Origin of the sequence: Mycobacterium sp. EPa45 (genome assembly GCF_001021385.1) — a bacterium.
In the GTDB taxonomy this organism is placed as follows: domain Bacteria; phylum Actinomycetota; class Actinomycetes; order Mycobacteriales; family Mycobacteriaceae; genus Mycobacterium.
This window is the reverse complement of sequence record NZ_CP011773.1, coordinates 1,353,196-1,377,994: the sequence shown is the minus strand read 5'-3', so window position 1 is coordinate 1,377,994 and position 24,799 is coordinate 1,353,196. Positions and strand designations below refer to the sequence as shown.

The window sequence follows — 24,799 nt, the reverse complement described above, 5'->3', positions numbered from 1 at the left end:
GGGTCGATAACCTGCGGTATTGGAAAACTGGAACGTGTTTCAGTTATCCTCGCGCCATGGGTGATGCCACGCTGACGACGGAACTCGGTCGCGTCCTGGTGACCGGCGGCGCCGGGTTCGTCGGCGCCAACCTGGTGACCGAGTTGCTGACGCGCGGACACTTCGTCCGCGCCTTCGACCGGGCGGCGTCCGCATTGCCGCCCCACGAGCGGCTCGAGGTGCTCCAGGGTGACATTTGCGACACCGCGACCGTCGCTGCCGCGGTGGACGGAATCGACACGATCATCCACACCGCGGCGATCATCGACCTGATGGGCGGAGCCTCGGTCACCGAGGAGTACCGCAAGCGCAGCTTCGACGTGAACGTCGGCGGCACCAAGAATCTGGTGCATGCCGCGCAGGCCGCCGGCGTCAAGAGGTTTGTCTACACCGCCTCCAACAGCGTGGTCATGGGCGGACAGCGGATCGTGAACGGTGACGAAACCATGCCGTACACAGCGCGTTTCAACGATCTCTACACCGAGACCAAGGTCGTCGCCGAGAAGTTCGTGCTCAGCCAGAACGGTGTGGACGGCTTGCTGACCTGCTCGATCCGGCCCAGCGGCATCTGGGGGCGCGGCGACCAGACCATGTTCCGCAAGCTGTTCGAGCGGGTGATCGCCGGACACGTCAAGGTTCTCGTCGGCAACAAAGATGCCAAGCTCGACAATTCATACGTGCACAACCTGGTGCACGGATTCATCTTGGCCGCAGAACATTTGGTGCCCGGAGGCACCGCGCCAGGTCAGGCCTACTTCATCAACGACGGGGAGCCGATCAACATGTTCGACTTCTCCCGGCCGGTGGTGGAGGCCTGCGGCGTGAAGTGGCCGACCGTCTGGATTCCCGGTGGGCTGGTCCACGCGCTGCTGACCGGCTGGCAGTGGCTGCACTTCAAATTCAAGCTGCCCGCGCCGCCGCTGGAACCGCTTGCGGTGGAACGCGTTTCCATCGACAACTACTTCTCCATCGACAAGGCTCGGCGCGACCTGGGCTACCAGCCGCTGTACACCACCGACCAAGCGCTCGAGCACTGCCTGCCCTACTACACGCAGCTGTATGCGGAGATGAAGGGTTAACGCATCGAGTTCTTGACGACCTGCCCGTAGGCGGCCTGCTGCTCGCTGGTCAGCGTCGGCGCGAACACCACCACGATGTCTTCGACCTGCAGCATGTCGGGTAGCGCGGCAGCGTAGAGCTCCGCGCGCCCGGTGCTCGGGAATTTCAGGATCGACACCGTATCGGTGTTGGTCGCCTCCAGGCAGCCCGCCGTCGGGCAGGTGGACTCCGTCGCGTCGCGTGCGTTGAGCGCGGGGAGCTTCGCTTTCGTGATCGCGGCGAGCACCTGGGCAACGGAGACGTTGTTGAGCATGACCGCGCCCGCCGTCGTCGGAGCCGGGTGCGTCTGACTGGCACCGCAGCCCTGGACAGCCGCGGCCAACACGAGCGCCACAGCGAGCAGAGCATATTTCGCGGGCATACACCGAGCCTATAGATTACGGCCGGGGTGCGGTTGTGGCGTCGGCTCCCATGAATTCTTGGATGGACCGCTGACGTTTCGGCCAATCGCGGCCGGCGTTGTTCTAGCGTCGAAACACAGGGCAACGCGAGCGGAAGGGGCCACCATGCCTGCAGACAAACCCAACATCGTGGTCATCTGGGGCGATGACATCGGCATCTCGAACCTGAGCTGCTACAGCGACGGCCTGATGGGCTACCGCACCCCCAACATCGACCGGATCGCGAACGAGGGGATGCGCTTCACCGACTCCTACGGCGAGCAAAGCTGCACGGCGGGGCGGGCGGCGTTCATCAGCGGCCAGAGCGTGTACCGCACCGGGATGAGCAAGGTCGGCGTCCCGGGCGCCGATATCGGCTGGGCCGCAGAGGATCCCACCATCGCCGAGTTGCTCAAACCACTCGGCTACGCCACCGGCCAGTTCGGTAAGAACCACTTCGGCGACCTGAACAAGTACCTGCCCACCGTGCACGGGTTCGACGAGTTCTACGGCAACCTCTACCACCTCAACGCCGAAGAGGAACCGGAGAACTTCGACTATCCGCATGAGGATCGTTACCCGCGGCTGTACAACCTCGCCAAGCCCCGTGGCGTACTCAAATGCCTTGCTACCGAGGAGGTATCGACCGAGCCCGACCACCCCAAGTTCGGTCCCGTCGGCAAGCAGATCATCGAGGACACCGGGCCGCTGAACACCAAGCGGATGGAGACCATCGACGACGACATCGCCGACGCCACGGTCGACTACATCCGCCGCCAGCACCAGGCGGGCAATCCGTTCTTCGTGTGGTGCAACTTCACCCACATGCACGTATACACCCACACCAAGCCGGAGAGTGTCGGGCAGGCGGGGCTGTGGCAGTCGCGCTACCACGACACCATGATCGACCATGACCGCAATGTCGGCACGGTGCTCGACGTGCTCGACGAACTCGGCATCGCCGACGACACCATCGTCATCTACTCCACCGACAACGGCCCGCATCGCAACACCTGGCCCGACGGGGGCACCACCCCGTTCCGCAGCGAGAAGAACACCAACTGGGAGGGTGCCTTCCGAGTGCCCGAGATGGTCCGCTGGCCCGGAAAAATCAAAGCCGGCAGCGTCTCCAACGACATCATCCAGCACCACGACTGGTTACCCACGCTGCTCGCCGCCGCCGGCGATCCTGATGTCAGCGACAAGCTGAAGAAGGGCTACCGGATCGGTGACGTCGAGTACAAAGTGCACATCGACGGGTTCAACCTGCTGCCCTATCTGATGGGTGAGGTCGAGCAGAGCCCGCGCCGCGGCTTCTTCTACTTCTCCGACGACGGCGACCTGGTCGCCATGCGATTCGAGAACTGGAAGATCGTCTTCGCCGAACAACGGGCCCAGGGCACGCTGCGGGTGTGGGCGGAGCCGTTCACGCCGTTGCGGGTGCCGAAGTTGTTCAACCTGCGCACCGATCCCTTCGAGTACGCCGACATCACATCGAACACGTACTACGACTTCCTCCTGCGGCACGCGTTCATCGTGTTGTACGCCACCGCGATGGCGACCAAGTTCCTGGAAACCTTCCGCGAGTTCCCACCTCGGCACCCACCGGCCACCTTCAGCATCGATCAGGCTGTCCGGAAGCTGCACGAATTCCTGGCGAACGACTAGATGCTGGACTCCTGGCACGACGGGGCCGCGAAGTCGGCGATCGTCGAGTTCGCCGCACACGCGGCCGACGTAGTGGCGCCCGAGGAACGCGTTGCCGTCTTCGACAACGACGGCACGCTGTGGTGTGAGAAGCCGGCGTACATCCAGCTCGATTTCCTGGTACGCCGGATCGCCGAACAGGTGGCAGCAGATCCGGCGCTGGCCGACAGGCAGCCCTACACCGCCGCGGCGGCCGGCGATTTGGGTTGGTTCGGCGACGCCGTCACCAAGCACTACGCCGGGGACGACTCGGATCTCAAACTGCTTGCTGCCGCCGTCCTTTCGGCTAATGCGACCATCACCACCGACGAGCACGCCGCGCGGGTGAACGCCTTTTTCGCCGACGCACAGCACCCGATTCTGGGCAGGCCGTACACCGCGTGCGGTTACGAGCCGATGATCGAATTGCTCCGTTACCTCGAGTCGTTCGGCTTCACCAATTACATCGTCTCCGGCGGCGGCCGCGACTTCATGCGCCCCGTCACGACCGCGATGTATGGCGTGCCGCCCGAGCGGGTCATCGGTAGTTCGGTCGGATTGATCTTCCAGAACGGCGAGCTGCTCACGACCGCGCAACCGGAATTCCTCAACGACGGCCCGGTCAAGCCGGTCCGCATCTGGGGGCGGGTGGGCCGACGACCGATCTTCGCCGCGGGCAACTCCAACGGTGACATCGAGATGCTGCAGTACGCCACGGCCGGCCCTGGTCCGTCGCTGGCGCTGCTGGTCCACCACGACGACGCGGACCGTGAATTCGCTTACGACGCAGGCGCCGAGAGCGCACGCGAGCATGCCGAGAGATCGGGGTGGACCCGGGCCAGCATGCGCGACGATTGGAAGACCGTCTTCAGTGGCTGAACCTGAGCTCGTCTGGATTCCACCACAGACTGCTGTGCTCGGATCCGACCGCCACTACCCCGAGGAAGCCCCCGCCCGTGCGGTCGCCGTCGACGGCTTCTGGATCCAATTCCACCAGGTGACCAACGCCGACTTCGCCGAATTCGTCTCGGCCACCGGCTATCTCACTGTCGCCGAACGACCACTGAACCCCGCCGACTACCCGGGCGCGCCGCCGGCGAACCTGCAACCGGGCTCGATGGTGTTCCGCCGCACCAGCGGACCGGTCGACCTGCGCCACCTCAGCCAGTGGTGGCTCTGGACTCCCGGCGCCTCATGGCGACACCCGCTCGGCCCTGGCTCGTCGATCGCCAAACGTGCTCAGCACCCGGTCGTCCATGTCGCCTACGAAGACGCCGAGGCCTATGCGGCCTGGGCCGGGTTGGCGTTACCGACCGAAGCCGAATGGGAGACCGCGGCGCGCGGCGGCCTCGATCAGGCCGAATACACGTGGGGCGAACAACCGGAGGGTCCGGGCCAGCGGTTGGCGAATTACTGGCACGGCGACTTCCCGTGGCGGCCGGAACCCGGCTACGGGCGCACCACCGACGTCGGCACCTTTCCGCCCAATGGATACGGGCTGTTCGACATGGCCGGCAATGTATGGGAGTGGACGACCGACTGGTGGGGCGGCCGCGAGGCGGCCAGCTACGACCCAGCTCAACCGCAGTTCACGGTTCCGCGCAAGGTCGTCAAAGGCGGGTCCTTCCTGTGCGCCGACAGCTACTGCATGCGCTACCGTCCCGCCGCGCGCCGGCCGCAGATGATCGACACCGGCATGAGCCACATCGGATTCCGCTGCGTGAAGCGCTAGGACCAGTACCGCGCCCGTGCTTGGATAGAACGCGTTCTCATAGTCCGAAGGGAGCTCGATGTCCGACGCTGTGCTGGTAACCGGCGCGTTCGGGTTGGTGGGAAGTGCGACGGTCAAGCAGCTGGCGGCCAGCGGCCGCCGCGTGGTCGCCACCGACCTCGAAACTCCGGCGACCCAAAAGGCGGCCGCTGACCTACCCGCCGGCGTGCAGGTGCGCTGGGCGGATCTCACCGACCCGGCCGCGGTCGAAAAGCTGCTCGCCGAGGTCTCCCCCGCTGCGGTCATTCACCTGGCCGCGGTGATCCCGCCGCTGTGCTATGCCAAACCCCAGCTCGCCTACAAGGTCAACGTCGGCGCGACCGCCAATCTGGTGAAAGCCCTTGAGGCTAATCCGAATCCAGCGCGACTGGTACAAGCTTCCAGTATTGCCGTATACGGGCCGCGGAACCCGTATCGCATCACCGACGTGCTCACCGCGCAGACCCCGGTCAACCCGTACGACAACTACGGTAAGCACAAGGTCGAGGCCGAGGGCATCGTGCGGGCGTCGAAGTTGGACTGGGTGATCCTGCGGCTCGGCGGCGTGCTGACCACCGAGCCCAATCTCGGCATGGACCCCAACCTCATCTTCTTCGAGGGTGTGCTGCCCGCCGACGGCCGGTTGCAGACGGTCGACGTCCGCGACGTGGCGTTCGCCTTCGCCGCAGCCACTACCGCCGATGTGCTGGGCCAGACACTGCTGATCGGTGGTGACGACAGCCACCGGCTACGCCAAAGCGATATCGGTCAGTCGACCGCTGCGGCGATGGGCCTGGTGGGCGCGCTCCCCGCCGGCCGCAAGGGAGATCCGAACGACGACGACGGCTGGTTCGCCACCGACTGGATGGACTCGGCCACCGCGCAGCAGGTGCTCAAGCATCAGCATTACTCGTGGCCGGACATGCTGGCCGAGACCGCGAACAAGGTCGGCTGGAAGCGCTACCTGTTCCGGGTGGTCGCACCACTGGCCCGCGAGTACCTCAAACGCCAGTCGCCGTACTACGGTCAGCCGCCGGGATACGGCAACCCGTGGGAGGCGGTCCGGCGCAAGTGGGGCGCCCCGGAGAACGACGGGAAGGTGTCATGACCGGCCGAGTAGCCGTGATCGTCGGCGGTGCCTCCGGGATTGGCTGGGCGACGGCCCAGACACTGGCCGCCCAGGGCGCATGCGTGACGATCGCCGACCGCAACACCGACTTGGCCCGCGAACGTGCCCGACAGCTCGGCGATCCGCACACCTGGGCGCAGGTAGAAGTCACCGATGAAGCCACGGTGGCAAAGCTTTTCGACGACGTGGTGGCCCGCGAAGGTGCCCTGCATGTGGTGGTGAACTGTGCGGGGTTCAGCGGCTTCGGGGCCATCACCGAGTTGGACGCCGAGCAGTTCCGCTCGGTGATCGACGTCTGCCTCAACGGTGCGTTCCTGGTGATCAAGCATGCCGGCCGCCATCTGGGCGAGGGCGGCGCGCTGGTGTCGCTGACATCGCTCAACGCCCGCCAGCCCGCGATCGGGATGAGCGCGTACTGCTCGGCCAAGGCCGGCTTGTCGATGCTGACCCAGGTCGCCGCGCTCGAGCTGGGCCCGCGCGGTATCCGGGTCAACGCCGTCGCGCCCGGCTTCGTGCACACCCCGCTGACCGAGGGTGCGGCCATGGTTCCCGGTGTCGTCGACGAGTACGTCGAGAACACCGCACTGGGCCGGGCCGGGACGCCACAGGACATCGCCGACGCGGTGGCCTTCCTGTGTTCACCGCAGTCCTCCTGGCTCACCGGCGAGATTCTCGACCTCAACGGTGGCGCACACCTCAAGCGCTACCCCAACATCGCTGAACACCTGACCCGGCTGACGAATCCGTAGTTCGGTGAACACCGAATTCACCGTCACCCAGAAGCGCGCGCTGGCGGTCATCACGCTGGTCGCCGTACTGCTGGGTGCCTACTTCCTGCGGCACTACTTCATTCTGGTGGTGATCGCGGCGATCGTGGCTTACCTGTTCACTCCGTTGTACAACCGGTGCCGGCGCCGGTTCGGGTCCGGTCTGTCGGCGACGCTGACCGTGCTGGCTGCGCTGGCCACCGTGATAATTCCAGTCGGTGCGCTGTTAACGCTTGCGGTACTTCAGATTTCACACATGGTGGTGCACGTGGCGGACTGGGTGCAGAGCGCCGACATGTCGACGGTCGGCAATCAGGCACTGACGTACGCCAATCATGCGCTGGCCAAGCTGCCGTTCGGCCACTTCTCCGTGACGACCGAATCGGTGCGCGGCACGATGGTGACCGTCTCCCAAAACCTCGGCCGGTGGCTGCTGCACGCACTGCAGGGTGCCGCCGGTGGGGTGATCGGCGTCGTCACGTCGGCGATCATCTTCTTGTATGTCCTGGTGTCGTTGCTGACCAATCAGGAGCAGTTGCTGACCCTGATTCGCCGGCTCAACCCGCTCGGCGAAGAGGTCACCGACCTCTACCTGGCCAAGATGGGCGCGATGGTGAAGGGAACGGTCAAGGGCCAGTTCATCATTGCGCTGGTTCAGGGCTTGCTCGGTGCAGCGTCGATCTACATCGGCGGCTTCCACAACGGGTTCTTCATCTTCGCGATCTTCCTGACCGCGCTGTCGGTGATTCCGTTGGGCAGCGGCATCATCACCATCCCGTTCGGCATCGGGATGATGTTCTTCGGCAACATCGGCGGCGGCCTCTTCGTGGTGCTGTTCCATATCATCGGCGTCACCAACGTCGACAACTTCCTGCGGCCCATCCTGGTTCCGCGCGAGGCCCGGCTCGATCCCGCGCTGATGCTTCTGGCGGTGTTTTCCGGCATCGCGATGTTCGGCTTCTGGGGCATCGTCTTGGGCCCGGTCCTGATGATCATCATCGTCACGACGATCTCGGTGTATCTGGCCGTGTACAAGGGCGTCGAGATGACGTCGCACGAGCCGCCCGAGAAACGCCGCCGGTTGTTCCGGCGGCGGATCCAGGAGGAAACGCAGGCCGCCGCGGACGGCGAGCCGGCGCAGGATTAGTCGACCTGTTTGTACCAGGAGATGACGACCATCACCATGGCGGCGACCAGGGCGACAATCACCCACAGCACGAGGCTGACGTCGATCCAGGCGCCCGGCGGGGGCGCCCCGGGCAGGATATTGCGCAACGGCACGATGGCGAACAGCATTGCGGCATACCACGTTGCGAATGGCATCTGGAACTGCTTGCGCCTGGTGATCACCAGCACGGAGGTGAAGATCGCGATGGTCGGCAGGGTGAGCAGAACGACAACGATGCCGAGGTCGAAGGCCAGCGGGCCGAGTGCGCGGCTGAAGGTCACCTGCGTGGCGTCGCCGTCACCCTTGGCCGCCGGAGCCGGTGCCACGCTGGCGCTGGACAGGTCCCATCCCTGCAGCGCGCCGACGATCGCAACTTTGGCCGGCACGACCTTGCGGTCCTCGCCCTCGCCGATCAGCAGGTCGGCGCTGATGCCCTCGGTCTTGTAGCGGTCGAACGGCCAGGTGTTCACGTCGCCGTTCACGTCGATGGTCGTCGTCACCTCTGCCGGTGCCGCACCTGCCGGAAACTTCAGGTCGCCCAGCGAGTTCCACGGATGCAGCCGCACCGCGATGTCCTCCTTGAGGACATCCAGTTTGCCGTCGACCAGCGAGTCAGCCGGCACAACAAGCACTTTCGCATCCGCTTTGTAATCGACGGTGCGCAACGCCTGCAACGTGATCAGGACAACGGTCTCCGATCCGCTGCCCTCGTTGGTCGCCTCGAGTTCCTTGGCGGAACCGGACAGCCACCAGTAGCCGAACAAGGTGGCTAGGTAGGCCAGGATCACGACCACCACCGTGACGATGGCGGCCTTGCGGCCCGCAGGGCGCTTCGCGCTTGCGGCGCTGGGCGGGGGCGCCGGGGACTCCGCCTCAGGGGGCGTTGTGGAGGTCACGCGGGCATCGTATATTGACGCGCGCGACGCCGCTGCCGTTTGCCGGTGCGGCTAAAACCCCAGAACATCGGCAGCAGGTGCCAGCGGCGATTGACCGAAGAGCACTCTTAAACCGAGCAGACGCGCATGGCGATTCATCTTCTGCGCATGGCTCGTGCGCTTAGGGTATGACCAACAGACAGGGGACCAACGTCATGCCTGAGTCGGTCGACCCAATGACGGCAGTGCGCCAATACGTCGAAGCCTTCAATAACGCCGACCCGGCAGCGATGGCAGCGGCCTGCGCCGACCCGATGCAGATTCTCGACGGGATGTCGCCGCATGTGTGGCAGGGGCCAACCGCCGCCGAAGACTGGTGGCGGGACGTGCTCGCCGAGGGCGAGCACCTCGGTGCCTCCGGTTACCGCATCGCACTCGGCGAGCCACGGCATGTCGATGTCAACGGCGAGAGCGCCTACGTGGTTGTCCCGGCGACCATGACATTCGCGCTGCGAGGCAAACAGGTCACACAAACGGGTTCGGTCTACACCGTTGCACTTCGCAAGGTCGACACAGAATGGCGTCTTACGGCCTGGGCTTGGGCGAAAGGCGCTTAGTCAGTTAGTTCAGATGCCGGGGTCGACTATCCGACACCAAGTGCGATCCCGGGATATGGCCCGCCATTCACGTACTGCGACAAGCACACCGCTTTCAACACCTTGCTGCCGACACCGCAGTTGAGGATTGCCGTCTGGTCCGGAGCCGCCCCCAAGATATGCGGCGGGCGCGACGGAATGGCGCAGTTGTCGACGTAGGGATTGAAGGGGGCGACGCCGTTGTAACAGCGCGAAGGCTGGCTGGGCCCGGGGGTCGCCGATGCCACTGGGGCCAACGCCAAGACGGAACTCGCCAGCGCGGCCACGCCGAAAGTCACTGGGGCTGCAATACGGAGAGCGTTCATTGCTCAGACCCCTTCGCCAGTAATGCCTCTACGTTGAGCGCGCCTCCAACGGTACTCCTGAGAACAGGACCGCTGATCGCCGCAAATGTGACGGTTCGGTTGTGGTTGCCGCCAGGGTGTTCCGTCGGCTCCATCACTGGCGAGTGGCGGAGAAACAGTTCGACGGCCCCCCGCGCCGTGGGCCGTCACGACCCGCGAGCAATCCGAGCTGATCCTTGGGATGTCCTACGCCAGGTGCGTGAACGCCGGATCCTGCGCTGCTCCGAGAACTAAACTTCCAGCGTGTTCTCCGAGACGCGCTACGCGATGAACGGGGACTTGCGCGTCGCCTATCGCGCATCGCCCGCCGGGGAGCGCGACATCGTCCTCGTCCCGAACTGGTTCACGAACTGCGAGGTGCTTCCCGATCTGCCGGGCGTCCGGGAGTGGATGGAGGCGATGACGTCCCTGGGTCGACTGATCCTGTTCGATCAGCCGGGCAGCGGGGCGTCCGATCCTCTCCCCGCGGGTGCAATGCCGACCTTGGAGCAATGGACCGACAGCATCACGGCGGTGCTCGACGCTCTGGCCATCTCGCAAGCAGCACTGGTCGCATACGCAGGCGCAATCCACACGGCCGCATTGTTCGCCGCAACCTATCCGTCCCGCACGACCGCGGTGGTCTTGCCGGAAAGCATTCCGGATGGGGTGAACCGCACTGAGTCGATGCAGGACGTCGTTGCCGTGGCCGCCGCCGTGTGGGGAACCGGCTTGGAGGTCGAAGACCGCGGTACCCACCAGCTCAAAGGTGTGCCCCGCGAATGGCGGCTGTCGGCGGTCACCTCGTGACGACATGGCGGGATGTCCAAGCGTCCGCACCCGATTTCGCCGACCGGGTGCAGGCTCTGTTCGACGCGCACAAGCACAAGACCATCGCGACGCTGCGCGCCGACGGGGCGCCGCGGATCTCCGGGATCGAGGCAACGTTCGACGACGGTGAGCTCACATTCGGGTCAATGTCCAACGCGCGCAAGGGTTCCGACCTGCGTCGGGATCCGCGCTTCGCCCTGCACACGGCGACGGTCGATCCGGTCGACGGCAAGGAGGCGGACTGGCCGGGCGAGGCGAAGATCGCCGGCCGAGCGATCTACACCGGGGCCATCGAAGCCGGACCCGACGGAGACCACTTCCGCGCCGACATCAGCGAGGTCGTGCTCATCCACCTCAACGAGACGGCCACGCTGCTCGTCATTCAATGGTGGGCCCCCGAGCAGGGCCTGCGACGCGTCGAACGCGAATAGACTTCGGACGTGTTCTCGGAGACGAGATATGCGATGAACGGCGGCTTGCGCGTCGCCTATCGCGCGTCGCCCAAGGCTGATCGCGACATCGTGTTCGTTCCGAACTGGTTCACGAACTGCGAGCTGGCGCCGGAGCTGCCGTCCCTTCAGGGGTGGGTCGATCGGATGTCGACGCTGGGCCGGCTCATCTTCTTTGACCAGCCGGGCACGGGCGCCTCCGATCCCGTCTCACCCGGTGAGCTGCCGACACTCGAGCAATGGGCGGACAGCATCACCGCGGTGCTCGACGATCTGGGCAGCAGCGAAGCGGTACTCCTGGCGCTACCCGGCGCGCTACCGGCAGCGGCACTGTTCGCCGCGACGCATCCCTCCCGCACGGCCGCGCTGCTCGCGCTCGAGGGACTTGCAGATTCGTCGAGCATCCCCGATCTCGCCGGACTGAATACGGCCATAGTCGCCATGTGGGGAACCGGGCAGTTCCAGCACGCGATGAATCCGGATATGCCATGGAACGAAGAGATTCGGTCGGCATGGGCTCGATTTGAACGCTTGGCAGCGAGTCCGGGAACCGTCGCTTTGATGCTGCAGCTGACGGGGGAAATGCGCGTACAAGCGATCCTCCCGACCGTCCGTGTCCCCACCCTGGTCCTTCAACACACTGGCAACTCATTCATCACACCCGCGATGGGCAAATACGTCGCTGACCAGATACCCGGAGCGAAATACGTTGAGCTATCAGGGCGTAACACCTATCACTTTGTGGAACCGTGGCGGGAGTCGTTCAACGAGATCGCCCAATTCCTCACCGGCGAGCAGCCCACCGTGGCCGACGACCGTGTTCTTGCCACCGTGCTGTTCACCGACATCGTGGACTCCACGCGGCGAGCCGCCGACATGGGTGACCGGGACTGGCATGCCTTGCTCGATGCGCACGATGCGATCGTGCGCGCACAGCTCACCCGTTTCCGCGGCCGCGAGGTCAACACCTCGGGCGACGGATTCCTCGCGATGTTCGACGGCCCGCAGCGAGCGATCCGCTGCGCCATGGCAATTCGCGATGCCGTGCATACCCTCGGCATCGAGGTCCGGGCCGGATTGCACACCGGCGAATGTGAGGTCCGCGGCGAGGACATCGGCGGCATCGGCGTCCACATCGGCGCACGCGTGAGCGCACTGGCCGGCCCTGACGATGTATTGGTGTCCAGCACGCTGCGGGACCTGGTGATCGGGTCAGGCCTGAAGTTCGACGAGCGCGGCGCTCACGTCCTCAAGGGCGTGCCCGGGGAGTGGCGGCTGTTCGCCGTCGCTACGTGAGCCGCTCTTTCAGGAACTGAACCACCCGCTTGCGCGCCTCGTAGGCCGGATGCCCGTCCTGCTCGCGCACCTCCAGAGCCAGCACCGAGTGGGCGATCCGGTTGAAACCCCCGGCGTTACCCCGCGACGAGTCGATCTCGATGACCTCGAACGCGTCACCGAGCCGGTCCTTGAGCGTCTTGAACCGCTCGGCGGGCGCCATCGGATCCTCGCTGAACCGCAGGCCCAACGCGCACAGGCCCTCCTCGGCCGCCCGCTTCTCGATGACCTTCAGCTCCCCCTCACTCATTCCGGGGTCGCGCTTGTGCCTGGGCGTCAGCGCGATCGGCACCGACGGCTGGCTCAGCACCGAGGCCAGCACACTGTCATCGACAGCGGCCGCGAGAGCGAAGCCGCCGGAGAAGCACTGGCCGATCACACCGACGCCCTTGCTACCGGTCTTCTCTTTCACATCGCGTGCCAACGCCCGCAGGTAGTGCGACACGGGCCGATCCTTGTTCGTCGCGAACGCGGCGAACTCCCGCGCCACACAGGCGCGCGCCAGGACCGGCAGCATCGACGGTTTCATCGCCGGCGCCCCCGGTGTGCCGTACAAAGACGGCATCGCGACGCTGAAGCCGTTGTCCACCAGATAGTTTCCCAACGCCAGTCCGCCGGGGTGGATGCCCGGGATCTCCGGAATCAGCACCACGCCCGGGCCGTTGCCCTTGCGGTAGACATCATGGGTGATCCCGGCCGCCGTGAACGGCGCCTCGGTCCATCCGGTCAGGTCGGCTTCAGGTCCGGGCATCGACGTCTCCTAACGGCCAGGCGGCAGGGGCTTCTGCGTCTGTGTGGCAAGCGCCAGCGTACGGAAGTCGGCGGTGCTTCCGGCACCCGTGATGGCCACTTGAGCAGGGCCTGCCTGGCTGTCCAGACGGGTGGTCCACACCGGTTCGGTGTCCTCGCCGCCCTCGTAGACGATCCACTTCACGCCGTCGACGTCTTGGGCACCGGTGGGATACATCGACCGGTGGATCGAGTCGACCAGCGGCTGCTCGTCGGCGTTGCTCTGGGTGAGGCTCACGTACAGCTTGGACGCGGCCAGGTAGCCGACGGTCGCGGTGACGGCGCGCTGGCGCTGCCCGTTGGCGTCGGTGCGCCCGGCATCGATCCCGCCCCGGCTGCCGGAATTGGCCTGCCACCCGCTGGGGACCTGCGGCAACCGAATCGGGATGGGCAGCGCCTCGGCGTCGGCCTGCAGGGCGGCGACCGCGTCAAAGGGGGGTGGCACTCCGTCGCGGGGGCTGTTGGGCCGGGCCGAGCACATCCCCACCAGCCCGGCGAGCGCGATGCAGGCCACGATCAGCGGGGCCAGTGACCAGAACATGTCGCGACCGTCCTGGAGCAGCCGGGGCTTGGGTTCCCTGGGCGGTATGCCGGTCTCGGACGGGGTGCTCACGCCCGCCAGTATCCCAGGTCTGGACCGCTGACCGGCTTCTGGGACAATCTCAGCCATGCCAGACGCCCGCCGCCGTGAAGCGCCCGACCGCAACCTCGCCCTCGAACTGGTTCGGGTCACCGAAGCAGGTGCGATGGCCGCCGGCCGATGGGTCGGCCGAGGCGACAAAGAAGGTGGTGACGGCGCGGCCGTCGACGCCATGCGCCAGCTGGTCAACTCGGTGTCGATGCGCGGCGTCGTGGTCATCGGTGAGGGCGAGAAGGACAACGCCCCGATGCTCTACAACGGCGAAGAGGTGGGCAACGGCGACGGGCCGGACTGCGACTTCGCGGTCGACCCGGTCGACGGCACCACCCTGATGAGCAAGGGCATGCCCAACGCCATCTCGGTGCTCGCGGTCGCCGAGCGCGGTGCGATGTTCGACCCGTCCGCCGTGTTCTACATGCACAAAATCGCCGTCGGCCCGGACGCTGCCGACGTCATCGACATCACCGCCCCCATCGCCGAGAACATCAAGCGCGTGGCCAAGGTGAAGAAGTCCAGCGTCGCCGATCTGTCCGTCTGCATCCTGGACCGGCCCCGGCACGCGCAGCTGATCGCCGATGTCCGCGAGGCCGGCGCCCGGATCCGGTTGATCTCCGACGGTGACGTGGCCGGCGCGATCGCCGCCTGCCGTCCCGGTTCGGGCACCGATCTGCTCGTCGGCATCGGTGGCACCCCGGAGGGCATCATCGCCGCCGCGGCCATCCGCTGTATGGGCGGTGCCATCCAGGCCCAGCTGGCCCCCACCGACGACGATGAGCGGCAGAAGGCACTGGACCGCGGCTACGACCTGGACCGGGTGCTGCAGACCGAAGATCTGGTCTCCGGGGAGAACGTCTTCTTCTCCGCAACCGGCGTCACCGACGGCGACCTGCTCAAGGGCGTCCAGTACTCCGGCGGCGGTGCGACCACGCAGTCGATCGTCATGCGGTCCAAGTCCGGCACCGTCCGGATGATCGAGGCGTACCACCGGCTTTCGAAGCTCAACGAGTACTCCGCGGTGGATTTCACCGGGGACAAGACCGCCGCATATCCACTTCCGTAACCGAACAAAAGGGAGCACATGAGCACCGACAGTGTGGTCGAGGGCGAATACCGCATCGAGCACGACACCATGGGCGAGGTCCGGGTACCGAAGGACGCCCTGTGGCGCGCCCAGACCCAGCGTGCCGTCGAGAACTTTCCGATCTCCTTCCGCGGTCTCGAGCGCACCCAGATTCGCGCGCTCGGTTTGCTGAAGGCCGCGTGCGCACAGGTGAACAAGGACCTCGGCAAGCTCTCCGCCGAGAAGGCCGATGCAATCATCGCCGCCGCCGGCGAGATCGCCGACGGGCTGCACGACGACCAGTTCCCTATCGACGTGTTCCAGACCGGCTCGGGCACCAGCTCCAACATGAACGCCAACGAGGTCATCGCGTCGATCTGCGAGCGCAATGGCGTGACGGTACACCCGAACGACGACGTCAACATGTCGCAGAGCTCCAATGACACCTTCCCCACCGCGACCCACATCGCGGCGACGGAAGCCGCTGTGCGCCACCTGATTCCGGCACTCGAAGTGCTGCACGAGTCATTGGCCGGCAAGGCCCGTCAGTGGCGCACCGTCGTGAAGAGCGGTCGCACCCACCTGATGGACGCGGTCCCGGTCACCCTGGGCCAGGAGTTCGGCGGTTACGCCCGTCAGGTCGAGGCCGGCATCGAACGAGTGAAGGCGACCCTGCCTCGCCTCGGTGAGCTGGCCATCGGCGGCACCGCGGTCGGCACCGGCCTCAACGCTCCCGACGGCTTCGGCGCCAAGGTCGTCGATGTGCTCGTCGAGCAGACCGGCCTGGCCGAATTGCGAACGGCGAAGGACTCATTCGAGGCCCAGGCCGCCCGCGACGGCTTGGTCGAGGCGTCGGGCGCCTTGAAGACCATCGCGGCGTCGCTGACCAAGATCGCCAACGACATCCGGTGGATGGGATCGGGTCCGCTGACCGGGCTGGGCGAGCTCCAGCTTCCGGATCTGCAGCCGGGCAGCTCGATCATGCCGGGCAAGGTCAACCCGGTCATCCCCGAGGCCGTCACCCAGGTGGCTGCCCAGGTCATCGGCAACGATGCCGCCATCACCGTCGGCGGACTGTCGGGGGCATTCGAGCTGAACGTGTACATCCCGATGATGGCCCGCAACCTGCTGGAGTCGTTCACGCTGCTGTCCAACGTTTCGAAGTTGTTCGCCACCAAGTGCATCGACGGCCTGATCGCCAAGGAGGAGCACCTGCGCGAGCTGGCCGAGTCCTCCCCGTCGATCGTGACGCCGCTGAACTCCGCGATCGGCTACGAGGAGGCCGCGAAGGTCGCCAAGCAGGCCCTGAAGGAGAAGAAGACGATCCGGCAGACGGTCATCGACCGCGGCCTGATCGGCGACAAGCTCACGGAGGCCGAACTCGACAAACGCCTCGACGTTCTCGCCATGGCGAAGGTCCGCGACGGCGAGTGAGCGCTTGCGCGAACGAGCCCGGAGCGCTTTTGGATGAAGACGGCGACTAGAAATCGTTTGCTGCCATGCCCACCCGGGTACGGGTGGGCATGGACCATGACACGTCGACGACGACGGCCCCGCCCGAGGTCGATCCCGACGACCCTCGCAAGCCCGAGTCCCCGACCGACCTGACCAAACCGTCGGCGTTCTACGTGCTGCGCAAGACGGCGCGGGAGTTTACCGCCGACCAGTGCACCGACCTCGCGGCGGCGCTCACCTTTTACGCGGTGCTGTCGCTGTTCCCGGCGATGGTGGTCGTGGTGTCGTTGCTCGGCGTCTTCGGCCAGGGCAGGCGCACCACCGACGCGGTCCTCGGCATCGTGGACGACGTGTTGCCCGCCTCGGCGGTCGACTCGCTGCGCCCGACCATCCAGCAACTGGTCGAGAACCCGTCGGCGGGCGTGGCGCTGGTGCTCGGCATCCTCGGTGCGCTGTGGTCGGCGTCGGGGTTTGTCGGCGCGTTCGGTCGTGCCATGAACCGGATGTACGAGATCGAGGAAGGCCGGCCGATCTGGAAGCTGCGCCCGTTGCAGCTGGTGCTCACCCTGGCCGGACTGGTGATGGCCGCCGCCGTCACCTTCATGCTCGCGGTCAGCGGACCGGTGGCCAAGTCACTGGGCAACCTGATCGGCGCCGGGGACCTCGCCGTCACCCTGTGGACGATCCTGCGCTGGCCGGTGATGCTGATCTTCGTCGTCGGCGCCGTGGCGATGCTCTACTACGCGTCGCCGAATATCCGGCAGCCCCGCTTCCGGTGGATCAGCGTCGGGGCCGCACTGGCCATCCTGGTGTGGATCCTGGCCTCGGTACTGTTCGGCGTCTATGTCGCGAACTTCTCCAGCTACAACAAGACGTACGGCACGCTCGCCGGGGTCATCGTGTTTCTGCTGTGGCTGTGGATCACCAACCTGGCCTTGCTGTTTGGCGCCGAACTCGATGCGGAACTGGAGCGCGGGCGCCAACTACAGGCCGGGCTGCCCGCCGAGCGGGAACTGCAGCTGCCTCCCCGCGACACCAGGATGGTGGAGAAGAACGAGGCCAAAGACAACGCCCTGATCGAGGAGGGCCGCAAGCTACGGCACAGCCGGGGCCGTTCCAATTGAGCCGTAGCGGCGGATCCCCAGCGGCGCGGTGAGGCTGTGCACCACCAAGCTGAGGGTCACCGCGATGACCCCGGCCTGGGTGAGGACGTCGGGATGCTGGATTTCACCGCGTTCGATCACCAAGAGCCCGAGCACCACGGTGCCGATCCCTCTCGGCCCGAACCAGCCGATGAAGACGCGACTGTAGGCGGGTAGGTCGGTGCGGATCAACGCCACCAGCACCGCGATCAGACGCGCCCCGAACAGGGCCACGACGCAGAACAGCACAACTCGCCAAGTGGCGTGCTGCCAGGCGTCGATCACCGCGAACGCGCCGAACATCGCGAACACCAAGAGCTCCAGCAGCTGCGCGGTGGCATCGGTTACCTGGTTGGACACTTCGGTATTGCTGCGGCGCGCCACCACTGCGAACGCAAGCCCTCCGGTGAACGCGGCAACGAATCCGCTGGCGTGCACACGTTCCCCGAACTCGAAGCAGATGAGCGCCACGGCCAGCGTGGCCAGCTGCGCCCACGTGTCGTTCATCCATTCGCGCCGCCGCGACCACGCGATCAGCACCGCACCGAGCAGCCCGACGCCTGCACCGATGACAAGCGACACCAGCTCGGTGCGCACGACGAACCAGGTCCAGTCGCGGGGGCGTTCATCGGTCTGCGCCGACGCCAGCGCGAGCGCGGCCAACAACACCGCGAGCGCAAAGCCGTCGTAGAAACCACTTTCCACCGAGAGGGCGTTGCGCACCCGCTCCGGAACCCGGCGATCCTCGATCAGCGCTTCGATGAGGGCCACCTCGGTGGGCGCCACGATCGCCGCCAGGCACACCGCCTCCCACCACGGCAACACCGGCAGCAGCACCGCCGCCGTCAGCGTGCCCAGCACCAGAGTCAGCGGTATCCCGATCACCAGCAGGCGAAAGGTGACATGCCCACGCCGAAAGACCTTGGCGGGGTCCAGCTTCGCCGCCTGGTTGAACAGGATGACGGTCAGCGCGAGCTGAGCTAGGAGGGTGTAGCCCTCGGTGCCCGGGCCGGCCTGCAGCAGGTTGAAACCGAAGGGCCCAAACAACATTCCCAATCCGACGAAGATCAACGCCGGGGCAACGTACCACCGGGCGACCAGGCCGGACATCACGGCGTAGCCCAGGACCAGCAGCGTCAGGACGAACGAGGTGGCGGTGTGCAACTAGGGGCCAGCGCTAGGCACCGTTGTTGGAGCCGCCGGAATTGGCCCCCGGGATGTCGGTGATCGGGATGTTCGGCATCGGCTTGGGCGACGGAGTATTCGGCAGGGTGGGGATGTCGGAAGCCGGGATGTCCTGCAGCTGATTGGCCGGCGGGCCGTTGTCGCGTGATCCGTACACGCTGCCCGGTGCGCGCGGTCCCAGCATCTGGGTCACGGTGACCAGGTGATAGCCGTTGGCCTTGAGCACCGGGATGAACTGTTCGACCAGATCGACCGTGGACGAGTAGGTGTCGTGGAACAGCACCACCGAGTTCGGCTTGATCTGAGTCATGAGCATGTAGCGGGTGGCGTTGGTGTTCGAGTCATTCATCCAATCGAACGGGATCACGTCCCACAGGATCGCGGCCAGCCCGTACTGGGCGGCGACCTTGTTGACCGCGTGGTCGGTCAGCCCGCCGGCCGGCCGCCACAGCACGGGCGTCTGTCCGGTGGCGGCCTTGATCGCGTCGTTGGCCTTGCTGAACTGGGCCGGCACGTCCTCCAGCGGGATCGTCGTCATGTTGGGGTGTTCCCAGGTGTGGCTGCCCAGTTCCATCCCGGCGTCGACGACCCGCTTGGCGCCGGCCGGGTTGGCGGCCACTTTGTTGCCGATCTCGAAAAACGTCGCCTTGGCGTCAGCCTTCTCGAGAATGCCCAGCAACCGGTCGGTGTACGGCGACGGCCCGTCGTCGAACGTCAGCGCCACACACTTGACGACCGAGCAGTCGACCGAGTCGGCCTTGGCCACCTTGACGTGCCCGGTGAAACCGCCGATCACGACGACCGCGACACCCGCGCAGACCCCGATCGCGGTCCGCAGATAGGACCAGGACAGGCTGTCGGGTCGGCGCGGCACGCCAGTGAGTTTACCGGCGGCTCATGGCAAGGCGCCGGGGCTGATCTCCTCGAGCATCTCGGTGACCAGCGCGGCGATCGGCGAACGTTCGCTACGCATGAGGGTGATGTGCGCGAACAGCGGGTGACCCTTGAGTTTCTCGATGACCGCCGCCACACCGTCGTGACGCCCGACGCGCAGGTTATCGCGCTGCGCGACGTCGTGGGTCAGCACCACCCGCGACCCGCTGCCCAGCCGCGAGAGCACCGTCAGCAGCACGTTGCGCTCCAGCGACTGCGCCTCGTCGACGATCACGAACGAGTCGTGCAGCGAACGACCGCGGATGTGGGTCAGCGGCAGCACTTCGAGCATCCCGCGGGAGAGCACCTCTTCCAGCACGGCCGGCGACGCCAGGCCCTCGAGCGTGTCAAAGACAGCCTGCGCCCACGGGCCCATCTTGTCGCTCTCGCTGCCCGGCAGGTAGCCGAGGTCCTGCCCGCCGACGGCGTACAGCGGCCGGAACACGACAACCTTGCGCTGGGTGCGCCGCTCGAGCACCGCCTCGAGGCCCGCGCACAGCGCCAGCGCCGACTTGCCGGTGCCGGCCTTGCCGCCGAGGCTCACGATGCCCACCGACTCGTCGAGCAGCAGATCAAGCGCGACGCGTTGTTCGGCGGACCTTCCCCGGAGGCCGAACACTTCGCGATCGCCGCGCACCAGCTGTACCTTCTTGTCCGCGTTCACCCGACCGAGCGCGCTGGAGTTGGCGCCGAGTAGCCGAACCCCGGTGTGGCACGGCAGATTACGCGCTTCCTCGTGATCGATCTCGCCCTCGGCGAAGATTGTGTCGACATCCTCGCTCGCGACGTCGAGCTCGGTCATGCCGGTCCAGCCGGAGGTGATCACGTCCTGGGCGTGGTACTCGTCGGCCAGCAGGCCTACCGCGCCGGCCTTCACCCGCAGCGGAATGTCCTTGCTGACCAACGTGACTCGCTTGCCTTCGGCCGCGAGGTTGGCCGCGACCGTCAGGATCCGGGTGTCGTTGCTCTCGGTGCGGAAGCCGGACGGCAGCACCATCGGATCGCTGTGGTTGAGTTCGACATTGAGCGTTCCGCCTTCTGTCCCAATGGGAATCGGCTGATCCAGGCGACCATGCTCCAGGCGGAGGTCGTCGAACAGCCGCAGCGCCTGCCGGGCGAACCAGCCCAGCTCGTGGTGGTGGCGCTTGGCTTCCAGTTCACTGATGACCACGAGCGGTACCACCACTTCGTGTTCGGCGAACCGGGTGCACGCCCACGGATCGGACAGCAAGACTGAGGTGTCGAGCACATACGTCCGAATGGGCGACTGCGAATCGGTCACTGGGCGCTCCTCAGGCTCACGCGGTCCCCGCGAACCCCTCGGCGGACACTGCGGCACCAGGACCGGGACCGGTCCTGTCGTAGTCGAAACGATAGGTACCGCCCGGACAGCAGAGCATGTCGCTAGCCATCGAAAGTGACGCTACTCCGGTAGCGGCGTGCGCGCCGATCAGGCGCGCGGGCGTGTTACGAGCGAACGATTTTCTTCAAGGTCGGCTCGTCGCCCAGGCCCCAGGCCGCGATGCGATCGGTGACCACCTTGCGCGAGGTCTCGTAGTCGAAGATGCCGGCCTCGGCCACGTTCTGCAGCTTGTCCCGGTACTCCCAGATGTCGCCGCCGACCAGACCGAAGCCGGCCGCGCGCCGGGCGATCGAGTTGATCGTCGAGTCGCGGTGGGTTTGCAGGCAGTGCGCGACGAGGTTGGCGAAGAACTCTTCGTGCCGTTCCTCGTCGGTGGCGATTCGGCCGACCAGTCCCTTGAGTACCGGCTCGTCGATCTTGGCCTCGAGGTTGCGCGCGAACACCGCGTGCGCGCGCTCGTAGAGCGCCATGAACACCAGCGTCTCGATCTGGGTGAAGCTCTTGGCCCGGTAGCCGCGCATGACGTGATTGACGCGGACGTCCTCATTCGCGGTCGGGTCGAAGTTTCGGGTGACCACGAGGTAGTTCCGCAGCGCGATCGCGTGCAGGTTCTCCTCGGCGGTCCAGCGGCCCAGCCAGCGACCCCATTTTTCATCGAGGATGAAGTGCTCGACCAGCTCGCGGTGGTATCCGGCGAGGTTGTCTTTGGTGATCAGCAGGATCTCCAAGGCGTCGACGACCTCGGCGGGCAACGTCACCTGGGAGGGATCCCAGTCCTTGCCGCCCAGGAAGGCGAAGTTCTCGCCCTGGTCGAACGGGACGTAGTCGTGGCCATACCACTCGTCGGCGGTGGCCAGATAGCGAACCAGATTGTCAGCGACAACCGGCTCGAGTTCGAGCGTCAGCGCATTCGCGACAGGTTTCTGTGCCATGAAGTAACTGTAACTCAAAGACACGGGTGTTCAAAAAATCTGCCACCCGGCGTTTCGTGTCGCTACAGAGTCAATCCCGGGTACAGCGGGTTGGCCGTCAGCAGCTCGGCGGCGGCGGCGTGGACCCGGTCAGCGGTGCCGTCGGCCAGCTTGTACTTCGCCTTCGACGAACCCTCGGCCTCGGTGTTGGACAGCACCTCGACCACCAGTTCGGCGACCCGGTCGAACTCGTCCGGGCCGAACCCGCGGGTGGTCAGCGCCGGGGTGCCGAACCGGATCCCGCTCGTGTACCAGGCGCCGTTCGGGTCGGACGGGATCGCGTTGCGGTTGGTGACCACACCGGAATCCAGCAGCGCCGACTCGGCCTGGCGACCGGTCAGTCCGTAGGACTGGACGTCGAGCAGCACCAAGTGGTTGTCGGTGCCGCCGGTGACCAGCGTGGCGCCGCGCTTGGACAGACCCTCGGCGAAAGCCTTGGCATTGTCGGCGATCCGCTGGGCGTAGGCCTGGAACGACGGCTGCCGTGCCTCGGCCAGCGCGACGGCCTTGGCCGCCATGACGTGGGACAGCGGGCCGCCGAGGACCATCGGGCAGCCCTTGTCGACGGCGGGCGCGAATTCCTCGGTGGCGAGCACCAGGCCCCCGCGCGGCCCGCGCAGCGACTTGTGCGTGGTCGTGGTCGTGACGTGGGCGTGCGGCACCGGGTCCTCGTCGCCGGTGAAGACCTTGCCTGCGACCAACCCGGCGAAGTGTGCCATGTCGACCATCAGGGTGGCGCCGACCTCGTCTGCGATCTCACGCATCGTGGCGAAGTTGACCCGCCGCGGGTACGCCGAATAACCGGCCACCAGGATCAGCGGCTTGAACTCCTTGGCGGTGGCCCGGACGGCGTCGTAATCGATCAGGCCGGTCTCCGGGTTGGTGCCGTAGCTGCGCTGGTGGAACATCTTGCCGGAGATGTTGGGCCGGAAGCCGTGGGTGAGGTGGCCGCCCGCATCCAGCGACATGCCCAGCAGCCGTTGGCTGCCCAGCCGCGCGCGCAGCCGCTCCCACTCGGCCTCGGACAGGTCATTGATGTGCTTGACCCCGGAATCGGTCAGCGCAGGCGCCTCGATCCGGGTGGCCAGGATGGCCCAGAACGCGACCAGGTTGGCGTCGATCCCGGAGTGCGGCTGGGCGTAGGCGTACGGGGCGCCGAAGAGCTCGCGCGCGTGCTCGGCGGCCAGCGACTCGACGGTGTCGACGTTCTGGCAGGCGGCGTAGAAGCGATGCCCGACAGTGCCCTCGGCGTACTTGTCCGAGAACCAGGTGCCCATGGTCAGCAGCACAGCCGGCGACGCGTAGTTCTCGCTGGCGATCAGTTTGAGCGAATCCCGTTGATCGGCAAGCTCTTTGCGGGTCGCATCGGCGATCCGCGGCTCGACGGTTTCGATGACTGCCAGGGCCGCACGGTAGGCCTCACTGGCGGTGGCGGCGTAGTCGGCGCCCGGGGCGACGGTCGAAGGCGAGATCGTCGAGTCTGCGGTCATGCCCCAAGCCTATCCGCCGCTGTTCAGGCCGCGTCCACCCGCAGCGCAGACGGGATCAGCGGCTCGTCGAGCAGCCGGCCGAACCGTTCGGTGAGCCCCATCCCGGCCGGCCGGTCGTCGAGCCAGCCACGCAGCAACCGGTATCCCTCGACGTAGGTGCTGGTGTAGGCCCGCCACAGCGGCGAGGACAGGAACCGCAGCATCTGCCGCGCCCGGGTGTCGTCGACCAGCAGCCAGCGCTGCAGGAACGCGACGACGTCGTCGACGTCACGGTGTTCGTCGTGCAGCATCAGCGCCGCGTCCTGGCGTACGTCGGCCAGCGCCGCCGTCGCCTCCGACAGCGCCTCAGCACGCGCGCCGTCGAACCGCAGTCCCAGGTCGGCGTAGATCTCCGTCGCCCAACTCCCCCACCCGGACCCCACCGCGGCGTACAGGGCCAGGTCGGCCAAACCCTCGGCCATCAGGCACTGCGGGGTGTTCACCAGGAAGATGGTCTGCTCCTGCTGGTCTCCGGCGGCCACCAGCCCGGCCTCCTTGCGGCAGTGCTCGGTGTGGTGGCCGGGATAGGACTCGTGTGCGACCAGCCGGGGCAGGTTGGCCATCTGCTGCTTGAGGTCGGCGTTGACCGCGACCGTCGACGTGTAGTTGCCGTTGTAGTAGTTGAAGCCCGACCACGGCTTGTCGGTGACCACCTCGTAGACGATGGTCTCGGCGTCCGGGAGCGGATAGGTCGCGCGCACCTTGTCGCGCAGCGCGCTGGAGAACGCGTGGATGCATTCCTCGAGCCGATCGGGCGGGATCTCGTCGGAGCGGCGGTGCGCTTCCATCCGGTCGGCCAACGGCCCGCTGCCGCCGAGCACCTCGTCGATGCGGGCGTGGGCGGCGCGGTAGCGCTCGGGGTCGCCGCGGCTGATCTCGACGTCGAAGTAGTTGCGCACCTCGTCGACGAAGCCGACTTCCTCGCCGGCGAACTTGCGCGCCGAGAACTGCAGGGCCCGCAAATGCGCGCCGATGAAGTCGGCGCGCTGATCGGTGAAGCCCGCTTCGCGGGGAACCTGCGGCAATTCGGTCAGTAACCGGTCGGCCTGCCGCGCCAGGTCAGCCGGTTCGGGGGCGGGCTCGTCGGCCACCGCGCGACGCAGTTCGGGATCGCCGGTGAAGGAGTCGACGTAGCCTTCCTCGATACGGTCGAACCGCAAGCCGAGGGTCAAGTAATCGCGGATGAGGGTGCCGGGCTGCATGTCAACCAAGCTAACTGCAAGAC

The 24,799-nt window shown here is 66.3% G+C and carries 25 protein-coding genes; 14 read left to right on the top strand and 11 right to left on the bottom strand.

What is annotated here, in order from left to right:
* Positions 1-56 precede the first annotated feature (56 nt).
* Entirely contained in the window at positions 57-1,118 is a 1,062-nt protein-coding gene (locus tag AB431_RS06460; RefSeq protein ID WP_047329234.1) for an NAD-dependent epimerase/dehydratase family protein, read from the top strand.
* Here the strand turns inward: AB431_RS06460 and AB431_RS06455 are convergent.
* The gene (locus AB431_RS06455; protein ID WP_052960214.1) at positions 1,115-1,519 is read right to left on the bottom strand and encodes a hypothetical protein; all 405 of its coding nucleotides are present in this window, start codon (positions 1,517-1,519) and stop codon (positions 1,115-1,117) included. The genes AB431_RS06460 and AB431_RS06455 overlap by 4 nt on opposite strands.
* Positions 1,520-1,664: 145 nt before the next feature.
* On the opposite strand from AB431_RS06455, the gene AB431_RS06450 reads away from it, so the two are divergent.
* The 6 genes from AB431_RS06450 to AB431_RS06425 are packed head-to-tail and all read left to right on the top strand — an operon-like array spanning position 1,665 to position 8,017.
* Positions 1,665-3,206 carry an arylsulfatase gene (locus tag AB431_RS06450; protein WP_047329233.1) on the top strand — a complete coding sequence of 514 codons (1,542 nt, stop codon included), beginning with the start codon at positions 1,665-1,667 and terminating at the stop codon, positions 3,204-3,206.
* Entirely contained in the window at positions 3,207-4,103 is an 897-nt protein-coding gene (locus AB431_RS06445; protein ID WP_047329232.1) for an HAD family phosphatase, read from the top strand.
* Positions 4,096-4,956 carry a formylglycine-generating enzyme family protein gene (locus AB431_RS06440; protein ID WP_047329231.1) on the top strand — a complete coding sequence of 287 codons (861 nt, stop codon included), beginning with the start codon at positions 4,096-4,098 and terminating at the stop codon, positions 4,954-4,956. Before AB431_RS06445 ends, AB431_RS06440 begins: the two co-directional genes overlap by 8 nt.
* A gap of 58 nt (positions 4,957-5,014) precedes the next feature.
* Positions 5,015-6,082: an NAD(P)-dependent oxidoreductase gene (locus tag AB431_RS06435; RefSeq protein WP_047329230.1), complete on the top strand. Its 1,068-nt coding sequence runs from the start codon at positions 5,015-5,017 to the stop codon at positions 6,080-6,082.
* On the top strand, positions 6,079-6,852 hold the full coding sequence (locus AB431_RS06430; protein ID WP_047329229.1) for an SDR family NAD(P)-dependent oxidoreductase: 774 nt from the start codon (positions 6,079-6,081) through the stop codon (positions 6,850-6,852). The genes AB431_RS06435 and AB431_RS06430 overlap by 4 nt, the downstream gene beginning before the upstream one ends.
* A gap of 4 nt (positions 6,853-6,856) precedes the next feature.
* Positions 6,857-8,017 carry an AI-2E family transporter gene (locus AB431_RS06425; RefSeq protein ID WP_047329228.1) on the top strand — a complete coding sequence of 387 codons (1,161 nt, stop codon included), beginning with the start codon at positions 6,857-6,859 and terminating at the stop codon, positions 8,015-8,017.
* Here the strand turns inward: AB431_RS06425 and AB431_RS06420 are convergent.
* Positions 8,014-8,934, bottom strand: a complete 921-nt coding sequence (locus tag AB431_RS06420) for a DUF4436 domain-containing protein (protein ID WP_047329227.1) — start codon at positions 8,932-8,934, stop codon at positions 8,014-8,016. The two genes, AB431_RS06425 and AB431_RS06420, sit on opposite strands and share 4 nt — an antisense overlap.
* Before the next feature lie 167 nt (positions 8,935-9,101).
* Here AB431_RS06420 and AB431_RS06415 point away from each other — a divergent pair, with 167 nt between their 5' ends.
* Positions 9,102-9,530, top strand: a complete 429-nt coding sequence (locus tag AB431_RS06415) for a nuclear transport factor 2 family protein (protein WP_235435841.1) — start codon at positions 9,102-9,104, stop codon at positions 9,528-9,530.
* A 26-nt stretch (positions 9,531-9,556) separates the two neighbouring features.
* On the opposite strand, the gene AB431_RS06410 is transcribed toward AB431_RS06415, so the two are convergent.
* Complete coding sequence (locus AB431_RS06410; protein ID WP_052960213.1) at positions 9,557-9,847, bottom strand: hypothetical protein; 291 nt, start codon at positions 9,845-9,847, stop codon at positions 9,557-9,559.
* Positions 9,848-10,156: 309 nt separating this feature from the next.
* Here AB431_RS06410 and AB431_RS06405 point away from each other — a divergent pair, with 309 nt between their 5' ends.
* The 3 genes from AB431_RS06405 to AB431_RS06395 are packed head-to-tail and all read left to right on the top strand — an operon-like array spanning position 10,157 to position 12,468.
* Positions 10,157-10,702, top strand: a complete 546-nt coding sequence (locus AB431_RS06405; RefSeq protein ID WP_052960212.1) for an alpha/beta fold hydrolase — start codon at positions 10,157-10,159, stop codon at positions 10,700-10,702.
* Positions 10,699-11,154, top strand: a complete 456-nt coding sequence (locus tag AB431_RS06400) for a pyridoxamine 5'-phosphate oxidase family protein (protein ID WP_047333145.1) — start codon at positions 10,699-10,701, stop codon at positions 11,152-11,154. Before AB431_RS06405 ends, AB431_RS06400 begins: the two co-directional genes overlap by 4 nt.
* 9 nt (positions 11,155-11,163) lie before the next feature.
* Positions 11,164-12,468 carry an adenylate/guanylate cyclase domain-containing protein gene (locus tag AB431_RS06395; protein WP_047329225.1) on the top strand — a complete coding sequence of 435 codons (1,305 nt, stop codon included), beginning with the start codon at positions 11,164-11,166 and terminating at the stop codon, positions 12,466-12,468.
* On the opposite strand, the gene AB431_RS06390 is transcribed toward AB431_RS06395, so the two are convergent.
* Together AB431_RS06390 and AB431_RS06385 are read right to left on the bottom strand one after the other, a co-directional pair.
* Positions 12,461-13,258, bottom strand: a complete 798-nt coding sequence (locus AB431_RS06390) for a dienelactone hydrolase family protein (RefSeq protein WP_047329224.1) — start codon at positions 13,256-13,258, stop codon at positions 12,461-12,463. The two genes, AB431_RS06395 and AB431_RS06390, sit on opposite strands and share 8 nt — an antisense overlap.
* Before the next feature lie 9 nt (positions 13,259-13,267).
* Positions 13,268-13,909 carry a DUF4245 domain-containing protein gene (locus AB431_RS06385; protein ID WP_255353535.1) on the bottom strand — a complete coding sequence of 214 codons (642 nt, stop codon included), beginning with the start codon at positions 13,907-13,909 and terminating at the stop codon, positions 13,268-13,270.
* A gap of 55 nt (positions 13,910-13,964) precedes the next feature.
* On the opposite strand from AB431_RS06385, the gene glpX reads away from it, so the two are divergent.
* The 3 genes from glpX (at position 13,965) to AB431_RS06370 (ending at position 17,575) form a co-directional block, all read left to right on the top strand.
* Positions 13,965-14,996: a class II fructose-bisphosphatase gene (gene glpX / locus AB431_RS06380; protein ID WP_047329223.1), complete on the top strand. Its 1,032-nt coding sequence runs from the start codon at positions 13,965-13,967 to the stop codon at positions 14,994-14,996.
* An 18-nt stretch (positions 14,997-15,014) separates the two neighbouring features.
* Positions 15,015-16,430: a class II fumarate hydratase gene (locus AB431_RS06375; RefSeq protein WP_047329222.1), complete on the top strand. Its 1,416-nt coding sequence runs from the start codon at positions 15,015-15,017 to the stop codon at positions 16,428-16,430.
* A gap of 89 nt (positions 16,431-16,519) precedes the next feature.
* Positions 16,520-17,575 (top strand): YihY/virulence factor BrkB family protein, encoded by a 1,056-nt coding sequence (locus tag AB431_RS06370; protein ID WP_047329221.1) that lies wholly within the window; start codon positions 16,520-16,522, stop codon positions 17,573-17,575.
* On the opposite strand, the gene AB431_RS06365 is transcribed toward AB431_RS06370, so the two are convergent.
* The 6 genes from AB431_RS06365 to AB431_RS06340 all read right to left on the bottom strand — a co-directional run bounded on the left by AB431_RS06365 (position 17,546) and on the right by AB431_RS06340 (position 24,776).
* Complete coding sequence (locus AB431_RS06365) at positions 17,546-18,757, bottom strand: sodium:proton antiporter (RefSeq protein ID WP_047329220.1); 1,212 nt, start codon at positions 18,755-18,757, stop codon at positions 17,546-17,548. The two genes, AB431_RS06370 and AB431_RS06365, sit on opposite strands and share 30 nt — an antisense overlap.
* A 13-nt stretch (positions 18,758-18,770) precedes the next feature.
* Positions 18,771-19,652, bottom strand: coding sequence for a polysaccharide deacetylase family protein (locus tag AB431_RS06360; RefSeq protein WP_047329219.1), 882 nt, complete (start codon positions 19,650-19,652; stop codon positions 18,771-18,773).
* Positions 19,653-19,673: 21 nt separating this feature from the next.
* Positions 19,674-20,972 (bottom strand): PhoH family protein, encoded by a 1,299-nt coding sequence (locus AB431_RS06355; protein ID WP_369803053.1) that lies wholly within the window; start codon positions 20,970-20,972, stop codon positions 19,674-19,676.
* 206 nt (positions 20,973-21,178) lie between these two features.
* Positions 21,179-22,006, bottom strand: coding sequence for an acyl-ACP desaturase (locus tag AB431_RS06350; RefSeq protein ID WP_047329217.1), 828 nt, complete (start codon positions 22,004-22,006; stop codon positions 21,179-21,181).
* A 62-nt stretch (positions 22,007-22,068) separates the two neighbouring features.
* On the bottom strand, positions 22,069-23,535 hold the full coding sequence (locus AB431_RS06345; protein WP_047329216.1) for a glycine hydroxymethyltransferase: 1,467 nt from the start codon (positions 23,533-23,535) through the stop codon (positions 22,069-22,071).
* Positions 23,536-23,558: 23 nt separating this feature from the next.
* On the bottom strand, positions 23,559-24,776 hold the full coding sequence (locus tag AB431_RS06340; protein WP_047329215.1) for a hypothetical protein: 1,218 nt from the start codon (positions 24,774-24,776) through the stop codon (positions 23,559-23,561).
* Positions 24,777-24,799 lie beyond the last annotated feature (23 nt).